Annotated in this window: 20 protein-coding genes and 4 pseudogenes; 17 read left to right on the forward strand and 7 right to left on the reverse strand. The window is 67.7% G+C overall.

Translation table 11 applies throughout. From position 1 onward, the window contains the following. Positions 1 to 208 precede the first annotated feature (208 nt). Positions 209 to 898 (reverse strand): YdcF family protein, encoded by a 690-nt coding sequence (locus ACQPXS_RS46610; protein WP_433456368.1) that lies wholly within the window; start codon positions 896 to 898, stop codon positions 209 to 211. Next, positions 895 to 1,914: pseudogene (locus tag ACQPXS_RS46615) on the reverse strand (helix-turn-helix domain-containing protein). Before ACQPXS_RS46615 ends, ACQPXS_RS46610 begins: the two are co-directional and overlap by 4 nt. Before the next feature lie 119 nt (positions 1,915 to 2,033). On the opposite strand from ACQPXS_RS46615, the gene ACQPXS_RS46620 reads away from it, so the two are divergent. The 12 genes and pseudogenes from ACQPXS_RS46620 (at position 2,034) to ACQPXS_RS46675 (ending at position 9,043) form a co-directional block, all read left to right on the forward strand. After that, positions 2,034 to 2,462 carry a hypothetical protein gene (locus tag ACQPXS_RS46620; protein WP_433456370.1) on the forward strand — a complete coding sequence of 143 codons (429 nt, stop codon included), beginning with the start codon at positions 2,034 to 2,036 and terminating at the stop codon, positions 2,460 to 2,462. Beyond that, on the forward strand, positions 2,449 to 3,048 hold the full coding sequence (locus ACQPXS_RS46625; protein ID WP_433456372.1) for an ATP-binding protein: 600 nt from the start codon (positions 2,449 to 2,451) through the stop codon (positions 3,046 to 3,048). The genes ACQPXS_RS46620 and ACQPXS_RS46625 overlap by 14 nt, the downstream gene beginning before the upstream one ends. A gap of 50 nt (positions 3,049 to 3,098) precedes the next feature. Beyond that, the gene (locus ACQPXS_RS46630) at positions 3,099 to 3,338 is read left to right on the forward strand and encodes a hypothetical protein (RefSeq protein ID WP_433456374.1); all 240 of its coding nucleotides are present in this window, start codon (positions 3,099 to 3,101) and stop codon (positions 3,336 to 3,338) included. Positions 3,339 to 3,508: 170 nt separating this feature from the next. After that, positions 3,509 to 4,084, forward strand: coding sequence for a hypothetical protein (locus tag ACQPXS_RS46635; RefSeq protein ID WP_433456376.1), 576 nt, complete (start codon positions 3,509 to 3,511; stop codon positions 4,082 to 4,084). Continuing rightward, complete coding sequence (locus tag ACQPXS_RS46640; RefSeq protein ID WP_433456378.1) at positions 4,078 to 4,236, forward strand: hypothetical protein; 159 nt, start codon at positions 4,078 to 4,080, stop codon at positions 4,234 to 4,236. The genes ACQPXS_RS46635 and ACQPXS_RS46640 overlap by 7 nt, the downstream gene beginning before the upstream one ends. Positions 4,237 to 4,271: 35 nt before the next feature. Further along, positions 4,272 to 4,580: a transposase gene (locus tag ACQPXS_RS46645; protein ID WP_433446195.1), complete on the forward strand. Its 309-nt coding sequence runs from the start codon at positions 4,272 to 4,274 to the stop codon at positions 4,578 to 4,580. Next, on the forward strand, positions 4,577 to 5,449 hold the full coding sequence (locus ACQPXS_RS46650; protein ID WP_433446197.1) for an IS3 family transposase: 873 nt from the start codon (positions 4,577 to 4,579) through the stop codon (positions 5,447 to 5,449). The genes ACQPXS_RS46645 and ACQPXS_RS46650 overlap by 4 nt, the downstream gene beginning before the upstream one ends. Positions 5,450 to 5,527: 78 nt before the next feature. Continuing rightward, the gene (locus ACQPXS_RS46655; RefSeq protein ID WP_433456380.1) at positions 5,528 to 6,031 is read left to right on the forward strand and encodes a hypothetical protein; all 504 of its coding nucleotides are present in this window, start codon (positions 5,528 to 5,530) and stop codon (positions 6,029 to 6,031) included. 87 nt (positions 6,032 to 6,118) lie between these two features. Further along, positions 6,119 to 6,922 carry a hypothetical protein gene (locus ACQPXS_RS46660; RefSeq protein WP_433456382.1) on the forward strand — a complete coding sequence of 268 codons (804 nt, stop codon included), beginning with the start codon at positions 6,119 to 6,121 and terminating at the stop codon, positions 6,920 to 6,922. Between the two features lie 12 nt (positions 6,923 to 6,934). After that, a pseudogene (locus ACQPXS_RS46665) lies at positions 6,935 to 7,708 on the forward strand (B12-binding domain-containing radical SAM protein); the annotation flags it as partial. Positions 7,709 to 7,923: 215 nt separating this feature from the next. After that, the gene (locus ACQPXS_RS46670; protein WP_433456384.1) at positions 7,924 to 8,385 is read left to right on the forward strand and encodes a hypothetical protein; all 462 of its coding nucleotides are present in this window, start codon (positions 7,924 to 7,926) and stop codon (positions 8,383 to 8,385) included. A 283-nt stretch (positions 8,386 to 8,668) separates the two neighbouring features. Further along, positions 8,669 to 9,043, forward strand: coding sequence for an AGE family epimerase/isomerase (locus tag ACQPXS_RS46675; protein ID WP_433456386.1), 375 nt, complete (start codon positions 8,669 to 8,671; stop codon positions 9,041 to 9,043). Positions 9,044 to 9,579: 536 nt separating this feature from the next. Here ACQPXS_RS46675 and ACQPXS_RS46680 read toward each other — a convergent pair. The 5 genes and pseudogenes from ACQPXS_RS46680 to ACQPXS_RS46700 all read right to left on the reverse strand — a co-directional run bounded on the left by ACQPXS_RS46680 (position 9,580) and on the right by ACQPXS_RS46700 (position 12,573). Beyond that, complete coding sequence (locus ACQPXS_RS46680; RefSeq protein ID WP_433456388.1) at positions 9,580 to 9,771, reverse strand: hypothetical protein; 192 nt, start codon at positions 9,769 to 9,771, stop codon at positions 9,580 to 9,582. Positions 9,772 to 9,814: 43 nt separating this feature from the next. Beyond that, positions 9,815 to 10,165 (reverse strand): annotated as a pseudogene (locus tag ACQPXS_RS46685) (MFS transporter); the annotation flags it as partial. Positions 10,166 to 10,216: 51 nt separating this feature from the next. Beyond that, positions 10,217 to 11,425 (reverse strand): IS110 family transposase, encoded by a 1,209-nt coding sequence (locus ACQPXS_RS46690; RefSeq protein WP_433456390.1) that lies wholly within the window; start codon positions 11,423 to 11,425, stop codon positions 10,217 to 10,219. Between the two features lie 406 nt (positions 11,426 to 11,831). Beyond that, the gene (locus tag ACQPXS_RS46695) at positions 11,832 to 12,308 is read right to left on the reverse strand and encodes an MFS transporter (RefSeq protein ID WP_433456392.1); all 477 of its coding nucleotides are present in this window, start codon (positions 12,306 to 12,308) and stop codon (positions 11,832 to 11,834) included. A gap of 19 nt (positions 12,309 to 12,327) precedes the next feature. After that, positions 12,328 to 12,573, reverse strand: coding sequence for a hypothetical protein (locus tag ACQPXS_RS46700; protein WP_433456394.1), 246 nt, complete (start codon positions 12,571 to 12,573; stop codon positions 12,328 to 12,330). A gap of 752 nt (positions 12,574 to 13,325) precedes the next feature. Here ACQPXS_RS46700 and ACQPXS_RS46705 point away from each other — a divergent pair. The 5 genes and pseudogenes from ACQPXS_RS46705 to ACQPXS_RS46725 all read left to right on the forward strand — a co-directional run bounded on the left by ACQPXS_RS46705 (position 13,326) and on the right by ACQPXS_RS46725 (position 17,898). Then, complete coding sequence (locus ACQPXS_RS46705; protein ID WP_433456396.1) at positions 13,326 to 14,672, forward strand: MFS transporter; 1,347 nt, start codon at positions 13,326 to 13,328, stop codon at positions 14,670 to 14,672. 857 nt (positions 14,673 to 15,529) lie between these two features. Continuing rightward, positions 15,530 to 15,679, forward strand: coding sequence for a hypothetical protein (locus ACQPXS_RS46710; RefSeq protein WP_433456398.1), 150 nt, complete (start codon positions 15,530 to 15,532; stop codon positions 15,677 to 15,679). A 13-nt stretch (positions 15,680 to 15,692) separates the two neighbouring features. Next, entirely contained in the window at positions 15,693 to 16,514 is an 822-nt protein-coding gene (locus ACQPXS_RS46715; RefSeq protein WP_433456400.1) for a DUF6192 family protein, read from the forward strand. A gap of 3 nt (positions 16,515 to 16,517) precedes the next feature. Then, positions 16,518 to 16,928 carry a hypothetical protein gene (locus ACQPXS_RS46720; protein ID WP_433456402.1) on the forward strand — a complete coding sequence of 137 codons (411 nt, stop codon included), beginning with the start codon at positions 16,518 to 16,520 and terminating at the stop codon, positions 16,926 to 16,928. Positions 16,929 to 16,942: 14 nt separating this feature from the next. Next, a pseudogene (locus tag ACQPXS_RS46725) lies at positions 16,943 to 17,898 on the forward strand (IS5 family transposase). Positions 17,899 to 17,973: the final 75 nt, after the last annotated feature.

Here is a 17,973-nt window from a genome sequence, read left to right on the forward strand (position 1 = left end):
GTCGATGGGTGGCGAGTCGTTGTCGGTGACGTACAGGGCCCTCTACGACGACGTGGACACCCCCGACGCCCCAGAGGCATGGAAGACTGCGTCGCCCAGGACGATCCACCGGTCGGCGGCGTAGAGCTTGGCCAGCGTGGACAGCCGCGGGAAGAGGTTGGGTTGATGGATGGCGCATATCCCGCCAGGCTGCCGGAGGGGTGCCGTATCAGCTGTTGATGAGGCGGCTGTCGAATCCGGCGCGCAGAAGGCGCTCGTAGGCGTCATAGACGTCCCTTGGTACCTCCTGCTCGACGGCGAAGCCGAGCTTCGGGTACTCGATCACCCGTTGCAGGTCACCGACGAGCATGTCGACGACGAGCTTCTCGTCGCCGATGGATTTGATGTAGTCATCCAGTTCCAGCGGCTCGGAGGCGCAGACGACGTGCACCTCGGGCCACAGCTTGCGGCACGTTGCGTACGAGCGGCGCTCCATATAGGGCTTGGAGATCAGCAACAGCGACTCGACCTGAACGCCGGCTTCGGCCAGCAGTTCGCGGGAGAAGGTGATGTTCTGGCCGGTGTTCGCCGCGTTCGGCTCGACCAGGATCACCTCGCCTGGTACGCCCAGGCTCAGGGCATGCTCGCGGTAGTGGACGGCCTCGCCGCGCGGGAAGCGGGCGCGGGTGGTGGGGCTGTTGCCGCCGCTGAAGACCAGGACGGGGAAGAGGCCGGCGCGGTAGAGGTCGGCTGCCGCGGTGGCCACGCCCAGATCGTGGCTGCCCAGTCCGATCGCCGCCGAGCAGGGGCGCGGTCGGTGCCCCATCTGGTGGCAGTTCCAGATCAGCGTCGCATCGTGGAACTGCTCGTCGGTAATCTGGCGCTGCTGGTGCCTGGGCACTGACACTCCCTGGCTCATTGCTGCCGGCCCTTTCCGATGCCCTCGATGCCCCGTAACTGATGGCTCAGCCCATACTGCCGGGCTACCAGTGCCGCTTGGTCGAGGACGGACAGCCCATCATTCCGGGTCGCCGCATCCGACAGAAGGATGTGTCCATAGGCAGTGTCCAGCCGCACCCGCTGCATTGGGGAGTCGACCGTACCGGTCGTGCGTGCGATGTCGATGTAGTACAGAGCCTGCTTCAGGTCGCCAGTGCCGCGGTGTGCGAGGGCCAGTTGGCTCACCGAGCTCCTCGAACTCGCGGGTGGCGGTCGCCATGACCTCGGTGGCGTACTCGTTGTCGCCCTCCTTGCTGAGCGCGGTGCCGACCCACAACCGGGCACGAGCTCGGTTTTGCGCCGGCTGAGACGCTCGTCGGTGATGAGCCGTTCATAGCTGCGGGCGGAGGTTTCCAGCTAGGCGGACATCTCCTGCACCACGGCTAAGGACAGCTCGATCTGGGCCACTCGGCGTGGGATGTCGAGCTGGGTGAACATGCCGCGTGCGGTCAGGTAGGAGTGAGAAGCGGAGAGAGGTCCAAGGATCGCTCCCTGGTCTCGTTGGAAGTCGCCGAGCAGAACAAGTGAACGGCCGTACAGGTAGATGCCCTTGTCATCGAGGGCATGGGGGTCGTGGCCGGTCAGCCAGCGGTTCAGCAGGGTTGAGGCGAAGGGGAAGTTCTGGCGGCTGATGCAGACCACGGCGCGCTCGATGTCTTCAGTCCAGGTCTCGTAGTCCGCCGAGCGGGTGCTCTTGCGCTCGGGGAACAGCAGCGCCTCGAAGCGAGCTTGGGCAGCAGCATCAGCGCGGGCAAGGGCGGTGTCGAGGATGGCCTGGGTGTCCGGCCGGGGCTGGGTTTGTGGGCCAAGGCTCTCCCATTTGGCAACCGTCCGCAGGGCAACGCCGAGGTGCTCGGCAAGGGCCCGGGTGCTCATGCGCAGCGCGGCGCGCAGGGCGCTCGCCTCCCTGCCTGTCCACTGCTGCACGGTGACCACAGCTGGCCTCCCTTCGCTTCCCATGGAAACACTCTCGGTGACGAAGCAGGGTGGGAAGTGCAACGGAAGTGCAACAACAGGTCATTTCGAGGCCGTTCGCGGCAGCCGACGCTAAAGGCATGGACGACGAACTCATCACCGAACGCCGCCCGGTCGCTGGCCCTCAAGTCTTCGGCTACCTGCGCCACGTCACCGGTGGGCCGGCCCGTCACGCGGCCCTCATCGAATGCCTCGTGGAGTACTGCCGCTGGCACGAACTGTCCTTGTGCGGCGCCTTTAGAGATCGGGCAAGGCCCGTGGCTGTCCGCTCTCCCGCCTTCGTCGGTCTCCTTGACGCCCTTGTGCTGCCCGGCACCTACGGCGCCGTCATTCCGGCCGTCTGCCACCTTGGCCCCCAGCGCATCGCCTGCGAGCGTGAGCGGCTGATAGCAGCAACAGGCGTCCGCCTGCTCGTCGTCCGCTCGACAGCACTGAAGACAAGCCGCGCGCCGCTGCTGAGCGCCGGCCCCGGCGGCTCGCGGTCGGGAGCATGTGATGTTCATGCGTGACGCGCTGCGGAGTCCGGCAGAGGCACGTTGTATTGCGGATCGGCTCGTCTGCTCCGCCCCCGCCGCAGAGGGCGATCCCGACGTGGGCTCGTTCACCACGGACCACGCGGAACGCGTGACCATCGAAGACGGACCTGATGTGGTGCCGTCGTCACCTGTTTCGCTGCTCCTGCACCTCCCGCGCGCCGCGTCCCACGTGAGGGTCGCCCGCAGCGTTGTGGGCGCCTGGCTCACATACCGATGCCAGATGCCCGGCGACCGTGCGGACGCGACTGTGCTCATCCTCTCGGAACTGGTCACCAACGCCATCCAGCACGGCCGGGGCGAGCACGTCGCCGTACGGGCCAGCGCGCCTACCGGCGGCACTATCAACGTGGAGGTGGACGACTTCACGCCCTCGGTCGTGCCCCGCCCCACGCAGACCGATGCAGAAGCGGAAAACGGGCGTGGTCTGTGGCTCGTGCGAGCCCTCGTCGAAGCGTTGGACGGCACATACCAACACTCGCTCAACGGAACGACCGCTCAATGCCGCATTCCGGTGCAAGCACCCGACGCAGCCCGCTCAGGCGGGGATAACACGAAATGACCAGCACAGCGACACGAGTAGTAGGGCATGACCCAGGTCCCTGCGAGCCAGTGGACTTCATCAAGGTGCTCAGCGCGGCCTACCGGGCGGAACAACTCGCCACCACGGGCCCCAGCCCGGCAGACACCGTTGCTGTCGAGCTGAACAGCTACCTGCCCTCCTTGCTCGCTGTGACGGAAGGAGGGCCAGCCCTCACGACCGACAACGACTCCTACGCCCACGTCTTGGAACACCTACACGCGCGCGGAGCCTTCCTCACCTACCTCCCCGTCGCCGGCGACGCCCCGTAGACCCCTGCCTGGCGCCCAGGAGCTTTCTCCCTGGCCATCAGGCAGGCCCAAACTCCGCCCGCAGTCGATCTGGCAGTTGGCACGGGCGGAACACGGCGCTGGGGCCACGCCCCCCGACGTGCCTCAGCGCCGCCTACCCACCATCCGGACTCATTCGAAGGGGCCACGCAGTGGATGCCGTTCTTCCGCGATTCGTCGGCCAGCTCGTGGCACAGAGCCGTGACGCCAACCACATTCCTGACATCACCGTGTTGGCCGCTACTGGTTGGCTCTCGCCCCTCGCGTCTCGTGTCCTGCCGCTCCTCGACACCGGCACGTACCGCTCGGAAGGGTCGTTCCTCGTGCACGGCTACGCGTACCTTCCGCTCCAGACGCCGGACGACTTCACGGTCTACCTGCGCGTCTCGGAGACGCGCGCCATGAAGCCCTGGCGAGTGCACGCGCCCGCAGCGGTCCTCACCATGGTCGGCGCCACCACGTTGGAGATGTACCGTGACTCTAAGGACGCGCAGGGCGGTCGGCCTCAGTACGCACGTACGTTTGGCGCCGGAGAGTTCTTCACCGCGCATCCGGGCACGTTGTGCGCGACTCGGGGGACCGCGTCCACCGTGCAGATACTCGTCACCACGGAGCCGGTGGCCGAGCGCGAGGGGCCCCTGTCCGGCGAGGCGTACGCATCCTTCGCCCGGCGGGCGCGCCGGTACCTCGAACGGGCCTCTCTCGCACCGGCAGGTGGACCGTGCTGACCTCGACGGCTTCGTGGCTGGATGCCGTGCCGTCGCTGGACATAGGCGATCTGCGCAGGTTCCAGCGGGTCAGCCGCGTCATGCTCGATCGCCTCGCCGGTGATCGGGAGCTCCTCACCCTGGGCTTGATCCGCTTTGACGGACACTCCTGATCAGGGGCTTCGGCCTCGGAAGGATGATGTCCATCATGGAGAGTATGGGGAAGAAGAAGCCGAGGCCCAGGCGCTCGTTCACGCCGGAGTTCAAGGCTGAGATCGTCGACCTGTGCCAGCGCGGCGACCGGTCCGTGGGTCAGGTCGCGAAGGACTTCGACTTGACCGAGACCGCGGTGCGGGACTGGGTGCGCCAGGCCGAGGTCGACGCCGGCGAGCGCGACGGGCTGACCAGCGACGAGCGCGAGGAGCTGGCCCGGCTGCGGCGGGAGAACCGCAGGCTGCGCGAGGACGTGGACATCCTCAAGCGGGCCACGGCTTTCTTCGCGCAGGAGACCCGGTGACGGTCCACCCGTTCATCGAGGCGGAGAAGCAGGCAGGCCACAACGTCAAGCGAGCGTGTGAGCTGCTCAAGGTCTCCCGTGCCGCCTTCTACGCGCGCCGCAACGGCGAGCCCGGTCCCCGCGCTGTCCGCGACACCGAGCTGACCTCAAAGATCACCGAAATCCATGCGTACTCCAGGGGAAGCTACGGAGTCCCGCGTGTCCATGCCGTGCTCCAGCAGGGCGGTGACCGGTGCGGACGGCGCCGGGTCGCCCGGTTGATGCGTCAGGCCGGCCTTGAGGGTCGGCACCGCCGTCGACGTCACCGCACCACGGTGCCCGACCCGAATGCCGCTGTGCGGCCGGACCTGGTTCTGCGTGACTTCCAGCCCGATCCGACCGGCCTCGACGCGCGCTGGTGCGGCGACATCACATACATCCCGACCGAGGAGGGCTGGCTCTACCTGGCCACCGTCATCGACATTGCCTCCCGTCGCGTCGTCGGCTGGGCCACCGCCGGCCACCTGCGCACCGAACTGGTCGCCGACGCCCTACGGGCGGCCTGGCGGACCCGCCGTCCATCGGGTCCGGTGATCTTCCATACGGATCGCGGCTGTCAGTACACCAGTCGTGAATTCGCGGCGCTGGCAACAGGATTCGGTGTCCGCCTGTCGGTCGGCCGAACTGGGCAGTGCTGGGACAATGCGCTCGCAGAGTCGTTCTTCGCCACCCTCAAGCGGGAGCTGATCAACGACCGGCCCTGGCCAAGCCGCACGGCTGCCCGCTCAGCTATCTTCGAGTGGATCGAGGGCTGGTACAACATACGCAGGCTGCACAGCAGCCTCGGCTACCGCAGTCCCGCCGACTACGAGAACGCCCTGGCGGCTTGACCACCACAGCGAGGGTGTCCGTCAAAGCGGAGCAAGTTCACCCAACTCGTCAACGACGTCCTGCACGACCCGGACCGTATGTCCGCGAGCCGCATCACGTTGCTGCTCAACCGGCTGTCGTTGTACCAGGCCCCGGACCGTGGGTTCGAGATCAGGCTCAACATAAACCCTCGACCAGACAACCAGCGTGTTCCGCACGACCACTGCTACGCCTTCGCCACCCGCATCCTCACCGGCGGCTACGTCCACGTCCTACGGCGCCGAACAGACGGCTGGACGGGCCCGTTCACCGGCGCGGACCTGGAACCGGCCGTGGTGACCGTCGAGCGGCCCGGCAGCGCCTACACGCTCGGCGACTCGATAGTGCACCAAGCCGTGATGGAACCGCACACGGTCACCCTGTTCGTACGTGGCCCCCGCCGGAAGAAGCTCTCCCACACGGCCGAGGAATTGATGCCGCCGCCGGAGAACTGGCCGGCCGCCGCTATCCCGGGGGATGCGCCGGAGGAATCCCGGCCGTGCACGCTCGCGGAGTACCAGCGCATGCGCACCTACCTGATCGAACGCGACCTCATCGGCTGACACCGCCAATTCCGTGGCTGCGGCGCGTCGTACGGCTGTGACGCGAGAGGCTGCGGCGAGCACTGCCAGTACGCCAAGGAGCAACCGATGAGCAACGTTCTGACGACCGATCACCCCGCCTGGCAGGCGTACGAGGACGGCACACGCGCGCGTGCCGTCCGTACGGCCTCCGGCATCTGGACCGTGTGCCACGACCGGTACGGCCTGCACATGGTGTGCGTGGACGGCACCGAGGACGTCAAACCCGAGTTCCTCGCCACCGACCCCGCGCACCTTCCGCTCGCCGCCCCGGCCGCCCTCCGCCAAGGCCTCGCCGAGCTCGGCGTCATCCAGCGTCTGGCGAACCCCTGGCTGTGGGACGCGATCACGACGGCGATCCTGCGGCAGGTCGTCCGCGCCGACCAGGCCCGGAAGTTGTACCGCGCCTGGTGCAGCACCTACGGCACCACCGTTGAAGGCCCGCAGGGCGAGCTCGCCGTGGCGCCCATGCCGGACGCAGTCCTCGACCTGCCCGACGAGCAGTTCGCCGCCGTCGGTGCAAAGTTCCATCGCACCGCCTTGCTGGTGGCCGCAGAGGAGTACAGGCGGCACCAGCGCGACTGGGAGCACATGAACGCCAGCACCCTGGCCGTCGCGCTCACTCGTATCCCCCGCATCGGCCCGTGGACCGCTGCGGCCGCCGCGGCGGACTTCACCGGCGACTTCAGCGTCTACCCGCACGACGACCTGGCCGTACGCACCTGGGCCGCCAAGATCGACCCCGCCTACCGCTGGCCCAGCAAGAAGGACACCGCGTTCGGTCCGCTGTGGACCGGCTGGGCCGGGCCCGACCGCACTGCTCTGCACACCCTCACCCTCGCGACCCTCACCTGGGGGGCGCACGCCAGATGACATGGAGGACCCATGCAGCAGTTACCGCTGATCGCGGGCGCCGACAACCGTCACACGCTCGACGCCCTGTTCATCAACGCGCCGCTGCGTGACTACACCTTGCGGCCCCGGACCAACGACTACACCCTTCCTGTGCTCGGCATGGCGTACATCGCCACCTACGCCCAGCAGCTCGGCTACAACGTCGGCGTGCTCGACGCCGAAGCCCACGGTCTGGGTATCGAGGCGACGGCCCGGATCGTCAACGAGGCCGCGCCCCGCTGGGCCGGCATGAATCTCCTCGCGCCCACCTACGAGATGTCCGCGAGGATCGCCGCTCAGCTTGATCCGGGCATCGCGCTCATGGTCGGCGGCCACCACGCCAAGGCCATGCCGGACCGGGTCCTCGCCGACCCCCGGATGAGACACCTTCGTGCTCTCGTCCTTGGTGAAGGAGAGCTCCGCGTCGCCGCCCTCCTGGAGGGCGAGCAGAACCGGCGCACCCTGCCGGGCGTCCTGTGGCGCGACCATCTGCTCGGCACCCGGGCCGCCGGCGTCCCCGACCCGAAGACCAGCGCGGCACTGCTGGGCCCAGACATCAACAGCCTGCCGTACGTGAACCGTGCGTTCCTCCCCCAGGACCCCTACCAAGCCGCGCCAACGGCGACAGACCGCTGCCTGGCCGGCCAACGGCCCTGGCTCGGCCGGACCAGCGGCCACTGGGAGGCCAACATCGTCGGCAGCCGCGGCTGCCCCTACAACTGCACGTTCTGCGGCGCCGCCGTCTCCGCCAACCCCGACGTCACGAACGGCCGACCCAAGACCACCCCACCTATGCCAAACTCCCCCCCGGCCAGGCCGTTGACCAGGAGTACTACGCTTCATGAAGGCGCGAGGTTAGACCGATGAGTTGATGCTCACGGTGTCCCGTCAGGGCGGAGCCGCATTGCTGCCGCCGAAGCGGCAAGCTCTCAGTTGGTTCAGTGAATCCGTCTGGACCGGCTGAGAAAAGGAGCATGTACGTGAGCGATAAGCGCAGGTTTAAGAGGGTCGGGGCGATTGCCTCGCTCGCGCTGGTCATGGCTGCCGGGGTAGTTAGCCCCGCCATGGCGGAACCGACCGTCACGGATGTGCAGCGCGGACACCTGTCGGGCTGCACGCAGGGAGAGCCGCCCGCGGCGGCTGGCCGGGCTCAGTATGGCGGTGATCACAGCTGTGGTTTGGAAATCAACGCGGTGTCGAACACCACCAACGTGGCTCCCGGGGAGCCTACGAACGTTACGGCACAGTGCCCGGCCGGTCAGACGGCGATCAGTGGCGGCTTTGAGGCACCCGGGTTCCAAGGCGGTTTCCAGGCATTCAGGCAGGATACGACCGACACCCCAGGCGACACCTGGCGTCTCACAGTCATCAACACCGGTCCCAACCCTGTGCCCTTTACCGTCTTCGCGTACTGCGTAGACGGTGACCACGACAAGTCGTAAGCGATCAACCGCCATGGCCACCGCGCCATAGCCGTCCCCGAAACATTGAGCTTGTTCAGTTTGGCCACTGATCGGGTGACGATGAGACCGGGAGAACTGTGTTGGCGTCTGTCAGGGCTGTGTGCATGCACGGGCGTTCACCTGCGTTCATGGCCGCCTGGCCGCCTGCGCTGAGACGGCATTCGGGTCCCGCCTGAACGACCGTGAACAGGGCTGAAGGAGACGGGAACTGAGACGGCCCGGTGTATGGCCGAGCCGTCTAGAGATCTTTAGACCGTGTCCTATGTTCGATTGGCAATACGGTGGCGTGTTCCGCGAGGGCCCCCATGCCGGGGCCGCCACCGACCAGGACAAGGAGTGGTGGGAACAGGCGGAAGCGCTGGTCGGTCTTCTTGACCTCTTCGAACTGACCGGAAATCCGCAGGCCATGTGTGCCTTCGTAAGTGTCTGGAATTTCTGCAGTCAGCACTTGATCGACCGAGACATAGGTGAGTGGCGAACAAGAGTCAGTCGGACCGGAATGCCATTGGACAGTGCTCTGGGGAGCGTATGGAAGGGTCCTTACCATAGCGGCAGGTCGGCCCTGGAAACACTTAAGCGCCTGGACCGCATCATCGAAAGAGAGGAATTGACTTCATCCACGGCAAAGCAATCATAGCCGTCATTGGACCGCTGGCCGAGCTGGGTCTGAGCGGACGAGTCGGCATGGGTGCCGTGCCCGGACTGCGGGACGCCGTCGAGGGGCGCCACCGCGGTTACCGGCGCCGCCTCGCCGACGGCACGGGCGGTGGCCCGGCACGCCCGCGACTGGATCTGTCCCGCAACACCGTCCGGCGCTGTGCTCGGGCCGACACCGGGGAGGAACTCGCCACCGACCACTGGCAAAAGCTACCCAGCTGCGTCGGTGTGTCCCTCACGCCAAACGTCGATGGCAAACGGCGGGCGGGGCGGGACACCCCTGCTCCGCCAACGCGTCCTGCTCGGGCTGCGCCGGCAGAAGGCACACACGCTCGCGACACTCTCCCTTGGTCATTGCGCCTGTTGGCCTCTGTTCCGGCCACTGAGGTCATGAACGAGCCTGCACCACCCCATGGGCTCCGTTGTCCTGCCGCACACTTGCCACTCAACCGAGATACGGGCGGCGATTGCGGCCTCGCACTCCGACCTCGAGACGTCCCTCAGCGGTGCGGGTGGTTACGACCACTGCCGCATGTTCCTGCGAGGACCGTCGTGTTCCCGCGAGGACCGCCACATCGCCGCCACAGCACCGCCACCCACTACCGCGAACAGGCAGGCGGCGCCGGTGACGGTGCGCAGCGTGCCGAGGTGTACGGAGAGGACACCTGCGACCACCACCGGCACGGAGAAACCCAGGTAGGCAGCCATCAACAGGGCCGAAGTGACACCGGCGCGGTGGGTGGGGGGGCGAGATGCGGTTCACCGTCCCTTGTGCCCCTCTGAAGGCCAGCCCGGCGGCAGCACCGCAGATCAACGTGCCGGCCACGAAGACGACCAGGCTGGAAGCCGCCATGGCAGCCGCCAGGACGGCCAGGCCGATCGGCTGTGCCACCAAGCCCGTAGTCAGGACGCGGCGGTCGGAGAGCGATCGCGTTGCGATCTGGGTGACGGCCGCGGTGCCAAACAGCAGGAAGATCACGGCACCGCCCAGCAGGTGACTGCGTGAGTGCATGTCGTGAGCGAGGAAGGAGGGGACAAGAGCGGCGAACAGCCCTTGCGCGAAGAAGCCCGAGAAGATACCACTGGCCGCCGGCCAGAACTCCCCGCGTCGCCGGGGGGGGGTGCCTCTATGTCCTTCGTCAAGCTGAGCTGGTCATGCGGCGGCCAGCTCGGGGTCTCGTGGTTCGTAGAAGGTGCCGTCGCGGAGCATGGCGAAGAGCACGCTGATGCGGTGGCGGGCGAGGCGAAGGAGGGCTTGGGTGTGAGTCTTTCCCCGGGCCCGGCATTTGTCGTAGTAGGTGCGGGACGCGGGATCGTGCAGGGCAGCGAAGGCCGAGAGGAACATGGCTCGTTTGAGCTGCCGGTTTCCGCCTCGTGGTGCGTGTTCGCCGTGGATCGAGGTCCCCGAGGACTTCGTTGTCGGGGCGAGTCCGGCGTAGGAGGCAAGGTGGGCGGCGTTGGGGAAGCTGGTGCCGTCGCCGACGGTGACCAGCAGAACTGCGGCGGTCCTGACCGCGACCCCCGGCATCGAGGTCAGGACCTTGGAAAGAGGGTGCTCCTCCAGCAGGGCTTTGATCTGGGCTTCCAGAGCCCGGCGCTGTTCGTGGACGGCGGCCAGGGAGCGGGCCAGGGACGGGATGACGACGTCGAGGGTGCCGGTGCCGGGAACGACGACGGTTTGTTCGTCGAGCGCGTCGAAGATCTCGTCGATCAGCCGGTCGGCCATGCGTGGGGCCTTGGGTCTGATCACCTCGACGAGTTTGCGGCGGCCGGCTTTCCGCAGCGCGGCCGGGGAGCCGTAGCGTTCGAACAGCCAGGTGACGGCGGGGTGGTCCAGGCGGGGGCCGAGGACGCGTTCCAGCGAGGGGTGGAACTGAGTGAGCAGGCCGCGTATCCGGTTGGAGGTGCGGGTGGCCTCGGCCGCGAGGTCCTGGTCGAAGCCGACCAGCACGGTCAGTTCGGCGGTGATCTCGTCGGTGAGCTCCAGCGAGCGCAGCGTGTGCGGCATCGTGCGAGCGGCGTCGGCGATGACCGCGGCATCCTTGGCGTCGGTCTTCGCCTCGCCCGGGTAGAGATCGGCGATCCGGCGCATGGCGAGTCCGGGCAGGTAGGCGACCTGGCAGCCGGTGTCCCGTGCGACGGTGAGCGGGAGGGCGCCGATAGAGGCGGGCTGGTCGACGATGACGAGCACGGTGCCGAACTTCGCGGCCAGCTTGTCGAAGACGGCCCGCAGCTTCGGCTCGCTGTTGGGCAGCTGCTTGTCGAAGACCTTCTTGCCGGCCGGGGTCAGTCCGTGGCCATGGTGAGCGGTCTTGCCGACGTCCAGGCCGAGGAAGACGCCCACGTCGCCGATGTCGAACATCGTGCTCCCAACTGCTTCGCTGCGGTGCTGGCCAGGGAGTTGGCGCCGTACGCGCGCATCCACGTTATGCAGACCTGCCGCCCACGGGCGGCCGGGCATTGCGCCAGGCCAGGCGGTAGTCGGACCTCTCATCAGCGTCTCCAACGGCACCCCTCGGGCCCGGTGACACCACCCCCCAGGTCATCCGTTCGACAGGGGGGAACAGTCATGCCGGGCCCGGAGGCCAGCGGCCCTCTTGCAGGACCGCGAAGAACATAACGGGGGAGGGTCACGGTGGGCCGCAGCGCCCAGGTCCCGTCCCTGGCGCCCACTGTCTCTGGGACGAACACCACCACAGCGGCGACGATCACCAACAAGACGAGATACAGGGCGTAGACGGACTGCATGGGCGCTGGTACGACCTCCATCACGAATCCGGAGTACAGCGGGCCCAGCCCGAACCACACAAGCTCGCGGCGCCGGAAACGGTGGCCGCGCGTTGCAGGTCCCCTGACGGAATGAGTTCACTCAACGCGGCGGCAGCCGTAGCCACTACCAGAGCGACCGAGACCCCGGCCACCATGCGGGCAACGAGCAGCAGCGTAAGGTCTGTCGCCGAGAGGAAGAGCAGCGCGCTCACCGCCGCTCCGCCCGTCGTCGCGGCCAGGACCGGCCTTCGCCCCAAATGATCAGACGTGCGTCCGAGGAACAACAGCGCCACCAGCGCGCCCGCGGTGTACACCGCGAAGACGACGCTGGTCATGTCCGGCCGGAAATGGAAGCGTGCTTCGTACAGCACATACATCGGCGACGGAATGTGCGATGCCATCGCCAGCACGACCAAAGCGCCCGCCAGCAACGCGAAACTCACGTTGGTGTAGTGGACCCGCCGCAGGCCAGACATGTCGTCAGGAGATCGCTGCTCAGCCAACCCGTGTCTTCCATAGCCGCCCTGCGCCGGCCGTTCCCCCGGCGAGCCGATTCTTCTCACCGTACACGGCTGACGCACGACGACACACCCTGGTGACGTCCGTACGGCCCAGTGGCAGGTGGACCTGGGAGGCGGGCAGCGTGATGCTGCGGTCATGCAGCGGCGGCACCGGCTCGGTGATGGTGAACAAGCGGTAGGCGGCCATCACCCCGCGCAGCTTCCACGTATGGCCGACCATGCGCTTGACGCCTGCCTCCAGTTCCGGGTCTCCGGGGTGAGGGTGCCGCCGAGGTGGTCGAAGAACGCGCGCAACGGTGCCGGGCGGCGCAGGAGTTTGACCACCGCTCGGGCGAACGCCCGGGGGATCTGGAGTGCCTGAGACCGGGTCGGCCGCCGCTCCTCTTCTGTCCTTGTCGGGTCGACGGTCGAAGAGCCCGCGTGCTCCGGCCGGGCTACGTCCGCGCGCCCGCGGCACCTTCGTCAGGTGATGTCTTCGGTGCTGCGCCTGATCAGGGCCTGATCGAGCCCTCGGATGACACTCCACGGGTGGGACGGCGCGTGTCAGCGGAGCTGACTTTCCTGGCACGAACTCGTGAGGACGCGAGGGTTGCGCCCTGGGAAACTGACGTCCCAGTGTGCCGACCCTCGTCCATAGTGAACACGGTGCGGACGGTGGCCGGGATCATCTCCGCGGATCCCCTGGGATGCGGGCCGGCAAGGAGCCGTGTCGGTGTCGGTGTGCCGCCGGCTACCGCCCGCGTTGACCTCGACAGCCCACAATGGCCGCTAAAGTAACGCTGTCTCTCAGTTACCCGTCGTGGGAGCCGCGGGCAAGTCCGGGGCCTGGCGAAAGGCCGCGGGCGGTCGTCGGCGAAGCACGCAAGCGGCGCGCAGTTAAGCGAGGACCGTGCCATGGGCGCGCCAGGATCGGTATCCCCTTCCGGCCCACGTAGGGGGTTCGTGCTTGCTGCGACGGGGTGCGCAGGCGGGATGGTCCTGTTCGACCAGACCGTGGTGGCTGTGGTCCTCGAGCCGATGGCACAGGGCCTAGGCCTGACCGTCTCTTCCGTTCAGCGCTTGGTGCTCATCTACGGCCTGTCACTCGCGTCCCTCACTGCCGTGGGAGTCCTGGCCACCCGCCGGTTCGGCATGGTGCGCACCTTCTACTTCGGAGCAGCTCTCTTCGGGGTTGCCTCCGCCAGCTGCGGACTCGCGCCACCGGGCTTGGCTGCCCAGCCGTTTCTCGACTCGGCGAGAACACTCCAGGGAGCGGGGGCAGCGCTGATGTTGCCGGTGGCTACGAGCGCCATCTCCGGCATTTACGGGGAGCGAGAGAGGGCCAGGGCGTTGACGCTCTATGCCGGAGTGGCCCAGATCTTCTTCGTGCTCGGCCCCGTAGCGGGTGGTCTGCTGACCCACACGCTGGGGTGGCGTTCCGTGTTCTTCGTCAACCTCCCCCTCAGTGCGGCCACCGCGTGGATGATCACGCACTCACGCCTGCACGGCGCCCCCGCGGGCGGGTCTCTTCCCGTGCGCCAGCCTCTGCTGGTGGTCTCTGCACTGGCATTGACCGTGCTTGGCCTCTATCAGTGCGGCATCTGGGGTGTCACCGACCCGAAGACGGTCGCACTTCTTACCACAGGCATCCTTCTGCTGACACTCTGCGTTGGGATCCTGCTGAGGTCGCCATGTCCGCTGCTTGAGGTGCGATTGCTGCGAGTCCGAGCCACTGCCGTCCCCATGGCACTCACTTTCCTCATCCAGGCAGCCCAACTGATCGTGATTGTTCACGGCGCGGTGTATCTGCGCCATGTGACGAACCTGTCGGCGGTGCGCGCAGGAGCCGGCCTGTTGTCGCTGGTCGCGGCATTGGCCATCGGGACGTCGCTGTCGGGATACGTGCTGGACTTGTTCGGATCGGTCACCGTGCCTGTGCTGGGCGGGCTGGGGATTGCCTGCCTGGGCATGGCGGCGTGGGCGGTCGGCATGCGGACGCACGACGCCCTGTGGCAAGTACCTGGGATGCTCGGCGTCGGGCTCGGGATCGGTTTGCCGGTTCCCACGCTGAGTTCGGTGATCATGGGCTCCGTCGGGGCGGCCAATTACACGGGGGCCTCGGTCCTTCGCCAGACGCTGAGGCAGCTGGGCGGGGCCGTCGGGATCGCAACGGCCGGAGCCGTCGTATTGGCCACGAACCCTCAGAGTCTGAACGCAGCAGGAGTGGTCAGCGCCTCGGCTGCCGAAGCCGGGATCCTGGTCGCGGGACCCTTCTTGGCAATCGCTCTCCTTGTCGCGACAGCACTCCCGACCAGGGCAGGGCGGCCGCGAGCGGGGTGAGATGCGCGCGGGCAGCGCTGACGGCGAAGGCCTGCCTCTCGCCCATGCAAGGCAGACGTCATCTTGCGCGATCAGAACAACAACGATCGCGAACCGCGGTCACGGACCCGCCGCCATGTGACGGCGGGTCAGGTCGCTGTACTTGGAGGCTCATGACCAGCGGCGACAGCGAACTGGACCGTCCCACGGCACGTTACTCCTCCCACCCGTCTGAGCTGCGCAAGCGGGCTTCAGCGGCTGTCCTCTCCTCGGCGATCTTGCGCAGGTAGTAGTCCTGTCCGCGGCCGCCGTCGCGGACTGGCAGACGGCAATGACGTGCCGCACGGAGTTCAGCGCGCGCATGCCGCCATTGTTGAGCCGGTGGAATGTCTTCGTTTAGTTCCATCGATCCCGGAGCGGTTCACCTGTGCCCGGGGTCGAGCGGTGTGCGGGGCTGCTGTGGCTGCCGCTGGTCTGCGAGGGCTGCCCGCAGCTGGCGCCGCGAGGTCAGGCCCAGCTTCGCGAAGACGTGGCTCAGGTGGTATTCGACGGTTTTGGTCCTGACTGGTTGTTTTTGAAGGCTGGTTTCGGGGTCTGACGGGCTGGATGATCTGGCTTGTGGGTTCTCGTGGGGTGGGTCGGCGGTACTGCCGTGAGTGTGGTGATCCGCTGCCGGTCTTGATGGCGGCGGAGGCGGTGTTCTGTTCGTCGCGGTGCAGGTCGCGGCGTTGGCGGAGGCTGCAGCGTGCCCGGCTGAGGGTGGTTGCCCTGTAGGGCGGTGAGTCGGCTGGGCCCGGAGTTCCCTTATCGGTTGCCGCGGGTGGCCGGCTCCGGACCGCAGTAGGGGTGGTGGGGCTGTGTCGGACATGGTCGGGAACGTGACCGTGCGGCGTTACGAGGAGATCGTGGCCGAGGGCTGCGAGCTGGTCGAGCAGGTCACGGGGGCTCAGTTCGCTCTCGGGGACCTGGCACTGGAGATCGAGCCGATGCGGGCCTGGGGCAGCCCCCCAGCCCGGCGCGACCAGTGAGCCGGAGTTCACCGTGAAGGTGTCGCTGCAGCGGTTCGCGGACGACATCGGTGTGTCGGAGCGGACGGTGGCCGCGTGGCGGTGGACGGCCGCGAAGTGGCCGGCCGCCAAGCGCCGGAAGGGCATCTCCTTTACGGTCCACCGGATCCTCGGCTCGGTGGTAGACGAGGCCGGGCGGTGGGCGTCGCTCGATGATCCGCCGTTCAACGAGCGCAGTGGGCGGCGGCAGTGGACGCCGGACGGCGCGAAGCGGCTGCTGGGCCACAAGGTCGAGACCCCGGTCACGGTCGAGGAGAAGGTCCGGGCGGTCACCGAGCTGACCCGGGATGAGGAGGTCGCGGCCGCGGTCACGGCGGACCTGCTGCGCAGGCCGGCCGCGGCGGCCCGGGTCAGCCAGGAGGACCGGATTCGAGTGGTCGCGGAGCTGACCCGGGACGACGAGATCGCCAAACAGGTCACCACGGATCTCCTGCGCCGTCCGCAGGTCGCGCGGGAGGCGATGCGCGATGACACCGCCCGGCTCCTGGTGAACCGGGCCCAGTTCGACAATTCCGAGCGGGTCCGCGAGTCGCTCCGGGAACGGGTTCCGGCGGTCCGGAAGATCGAGCACACCATCGAGTACCTCGATCTGGTGGGTTCCTGCCATTCCTATGTCGCCTCGCTGGGCCGGCTCGTTCCGCGCCTGCGGGGGCAGGAGTTCACCGCGGACGAGCGCGAGACCGTCCGCCGGGGCATAGCCAGGGTGCGGGCGGCGGCCGACTGGCTGGAGTCGGCCCTCGACGCCGGGGTGTTCACCCTGGACGAGCAGCTTGCCCGGCTCCTCAAGGGCGAGTAGGCCATGCCTGCCCGCCCGGTCCTGCCGCTCGCCGAGCACTACGGCGACCTGGTACGTGTCGCTCTGATGGAAGCCCGTCCGGCCGGTCTGCAGTCCCGCCAGCTCGTCGCCGCCACCCGGCTGAAGAAATCGCAGGTCATGCGGGGTATTCGGCAGCTGCGGGACGTGGGGGCAGCCGAGCACCTCACCCCGATCATCTGGCGCCGCCGCGACGGCTACATGTTCTCCGACGACCCGGCGGACTGGATCGAGTACGAGAAGAAGCAGCTCCTGCAGGCCCTCGGCCGCCTGACCCGGGTCATCACCGGCACCGTCGCCCCGCACTTGGCACGGTGCCCCGAAGACGAGTGGGCCCGACTGGTCATCGCCCAGCTCACCGGTGTCCGCGCCACCCTCGCCCAGCTCGCCAAATAACCGGCCGAACCGTCATGCCCAAGCACCGGCCCCGCCGCTACCCCTCCGACACCACCGCCGCTGAGTGGGTCCTGATCGAGCCTCTCCTGCCCGTGCCCGCCTGCCAGACCAAGACCGGCGGGCACCCCGAGAAGTGGCCTCGCCGGCAGATCGTGGACGCGATCCGCTACATCGTCGACAACGGAGCAAAGTGGCGGGCCCTGCCCTCGGACTTCCCGCCCTGGGAGACCGTCTACGGATTCTTCGCCCGCTGGAACCGCGCAGGCTGTGTCACCTACATCCGCGACCAGCTCCGGCGCCGCATCCGTACCGGCCTGGGACGCTGCCCTCACCCCGTCACCCTGATCGTCGACTCCCAGTCCGTGAAAGCCGCCCACACCGTCAGCCAGGCCACCCGCGGCTACGACCCGGCGAAAAAGATCAACGGACGCAAGAGACACATCGTCGTCGACACCAAGGGCATGTCCGTCATGATCATGGTCACCCCCGCCGACATGACCGACCGCGACGCCGCCCGAGAACTCCTCTGTCGCCTGCGCCTCACCCAGCCCCAGATCACCCAAGTCTGGGCCGACTCCGCCTACGCCGGCCAGCTCGTCGACTGGGCCCGCACCTTCCTCAACATCACCCTGCGCACCGTCTCCCGGCCCAAAGGCGCGAAGGGCTTCGTCGTACTACCCCGTCGTTGGCGGGTGGAGCGGACCATCGGCTGGATCATGAACGCCCGCCGCAACGCGCGAGACTGCGAACGCCTGCCGCAGCACAGCGAAGCCCACCTGAACTGGACACTCATCACCCTCATGACCAGACGCCTCACCCGCGGCGCCCGTCCCTCCACGGACCGCTGGGACAAGAAGCCCCGACCTCAGAACTGACCCCGGCCAGGCAGACAGGAAGGGGATATTCCGGCCCGACAGACCTGCCCAGCAGAAATGCTGTGGTCCCAACTCCGGTGGGGCGCAGCCCATGAAGACCAGCTGCAACTTGGTTCTGCCAGACGCCATTCAGGTCTGAAGGCATGCGACTGGTGCTGCCAGGCCTTGTT

Origin of the sequence: Streptomyces sp. CA-142005 (assembly GCF_050942335.1) — a bacterium.
Taxonomy (GTDB): domain Bacteria; phylum Actinomycetota; class Actinomycetes; order Streptomycetales; family Streptomycetaceae; genus Streptomyces.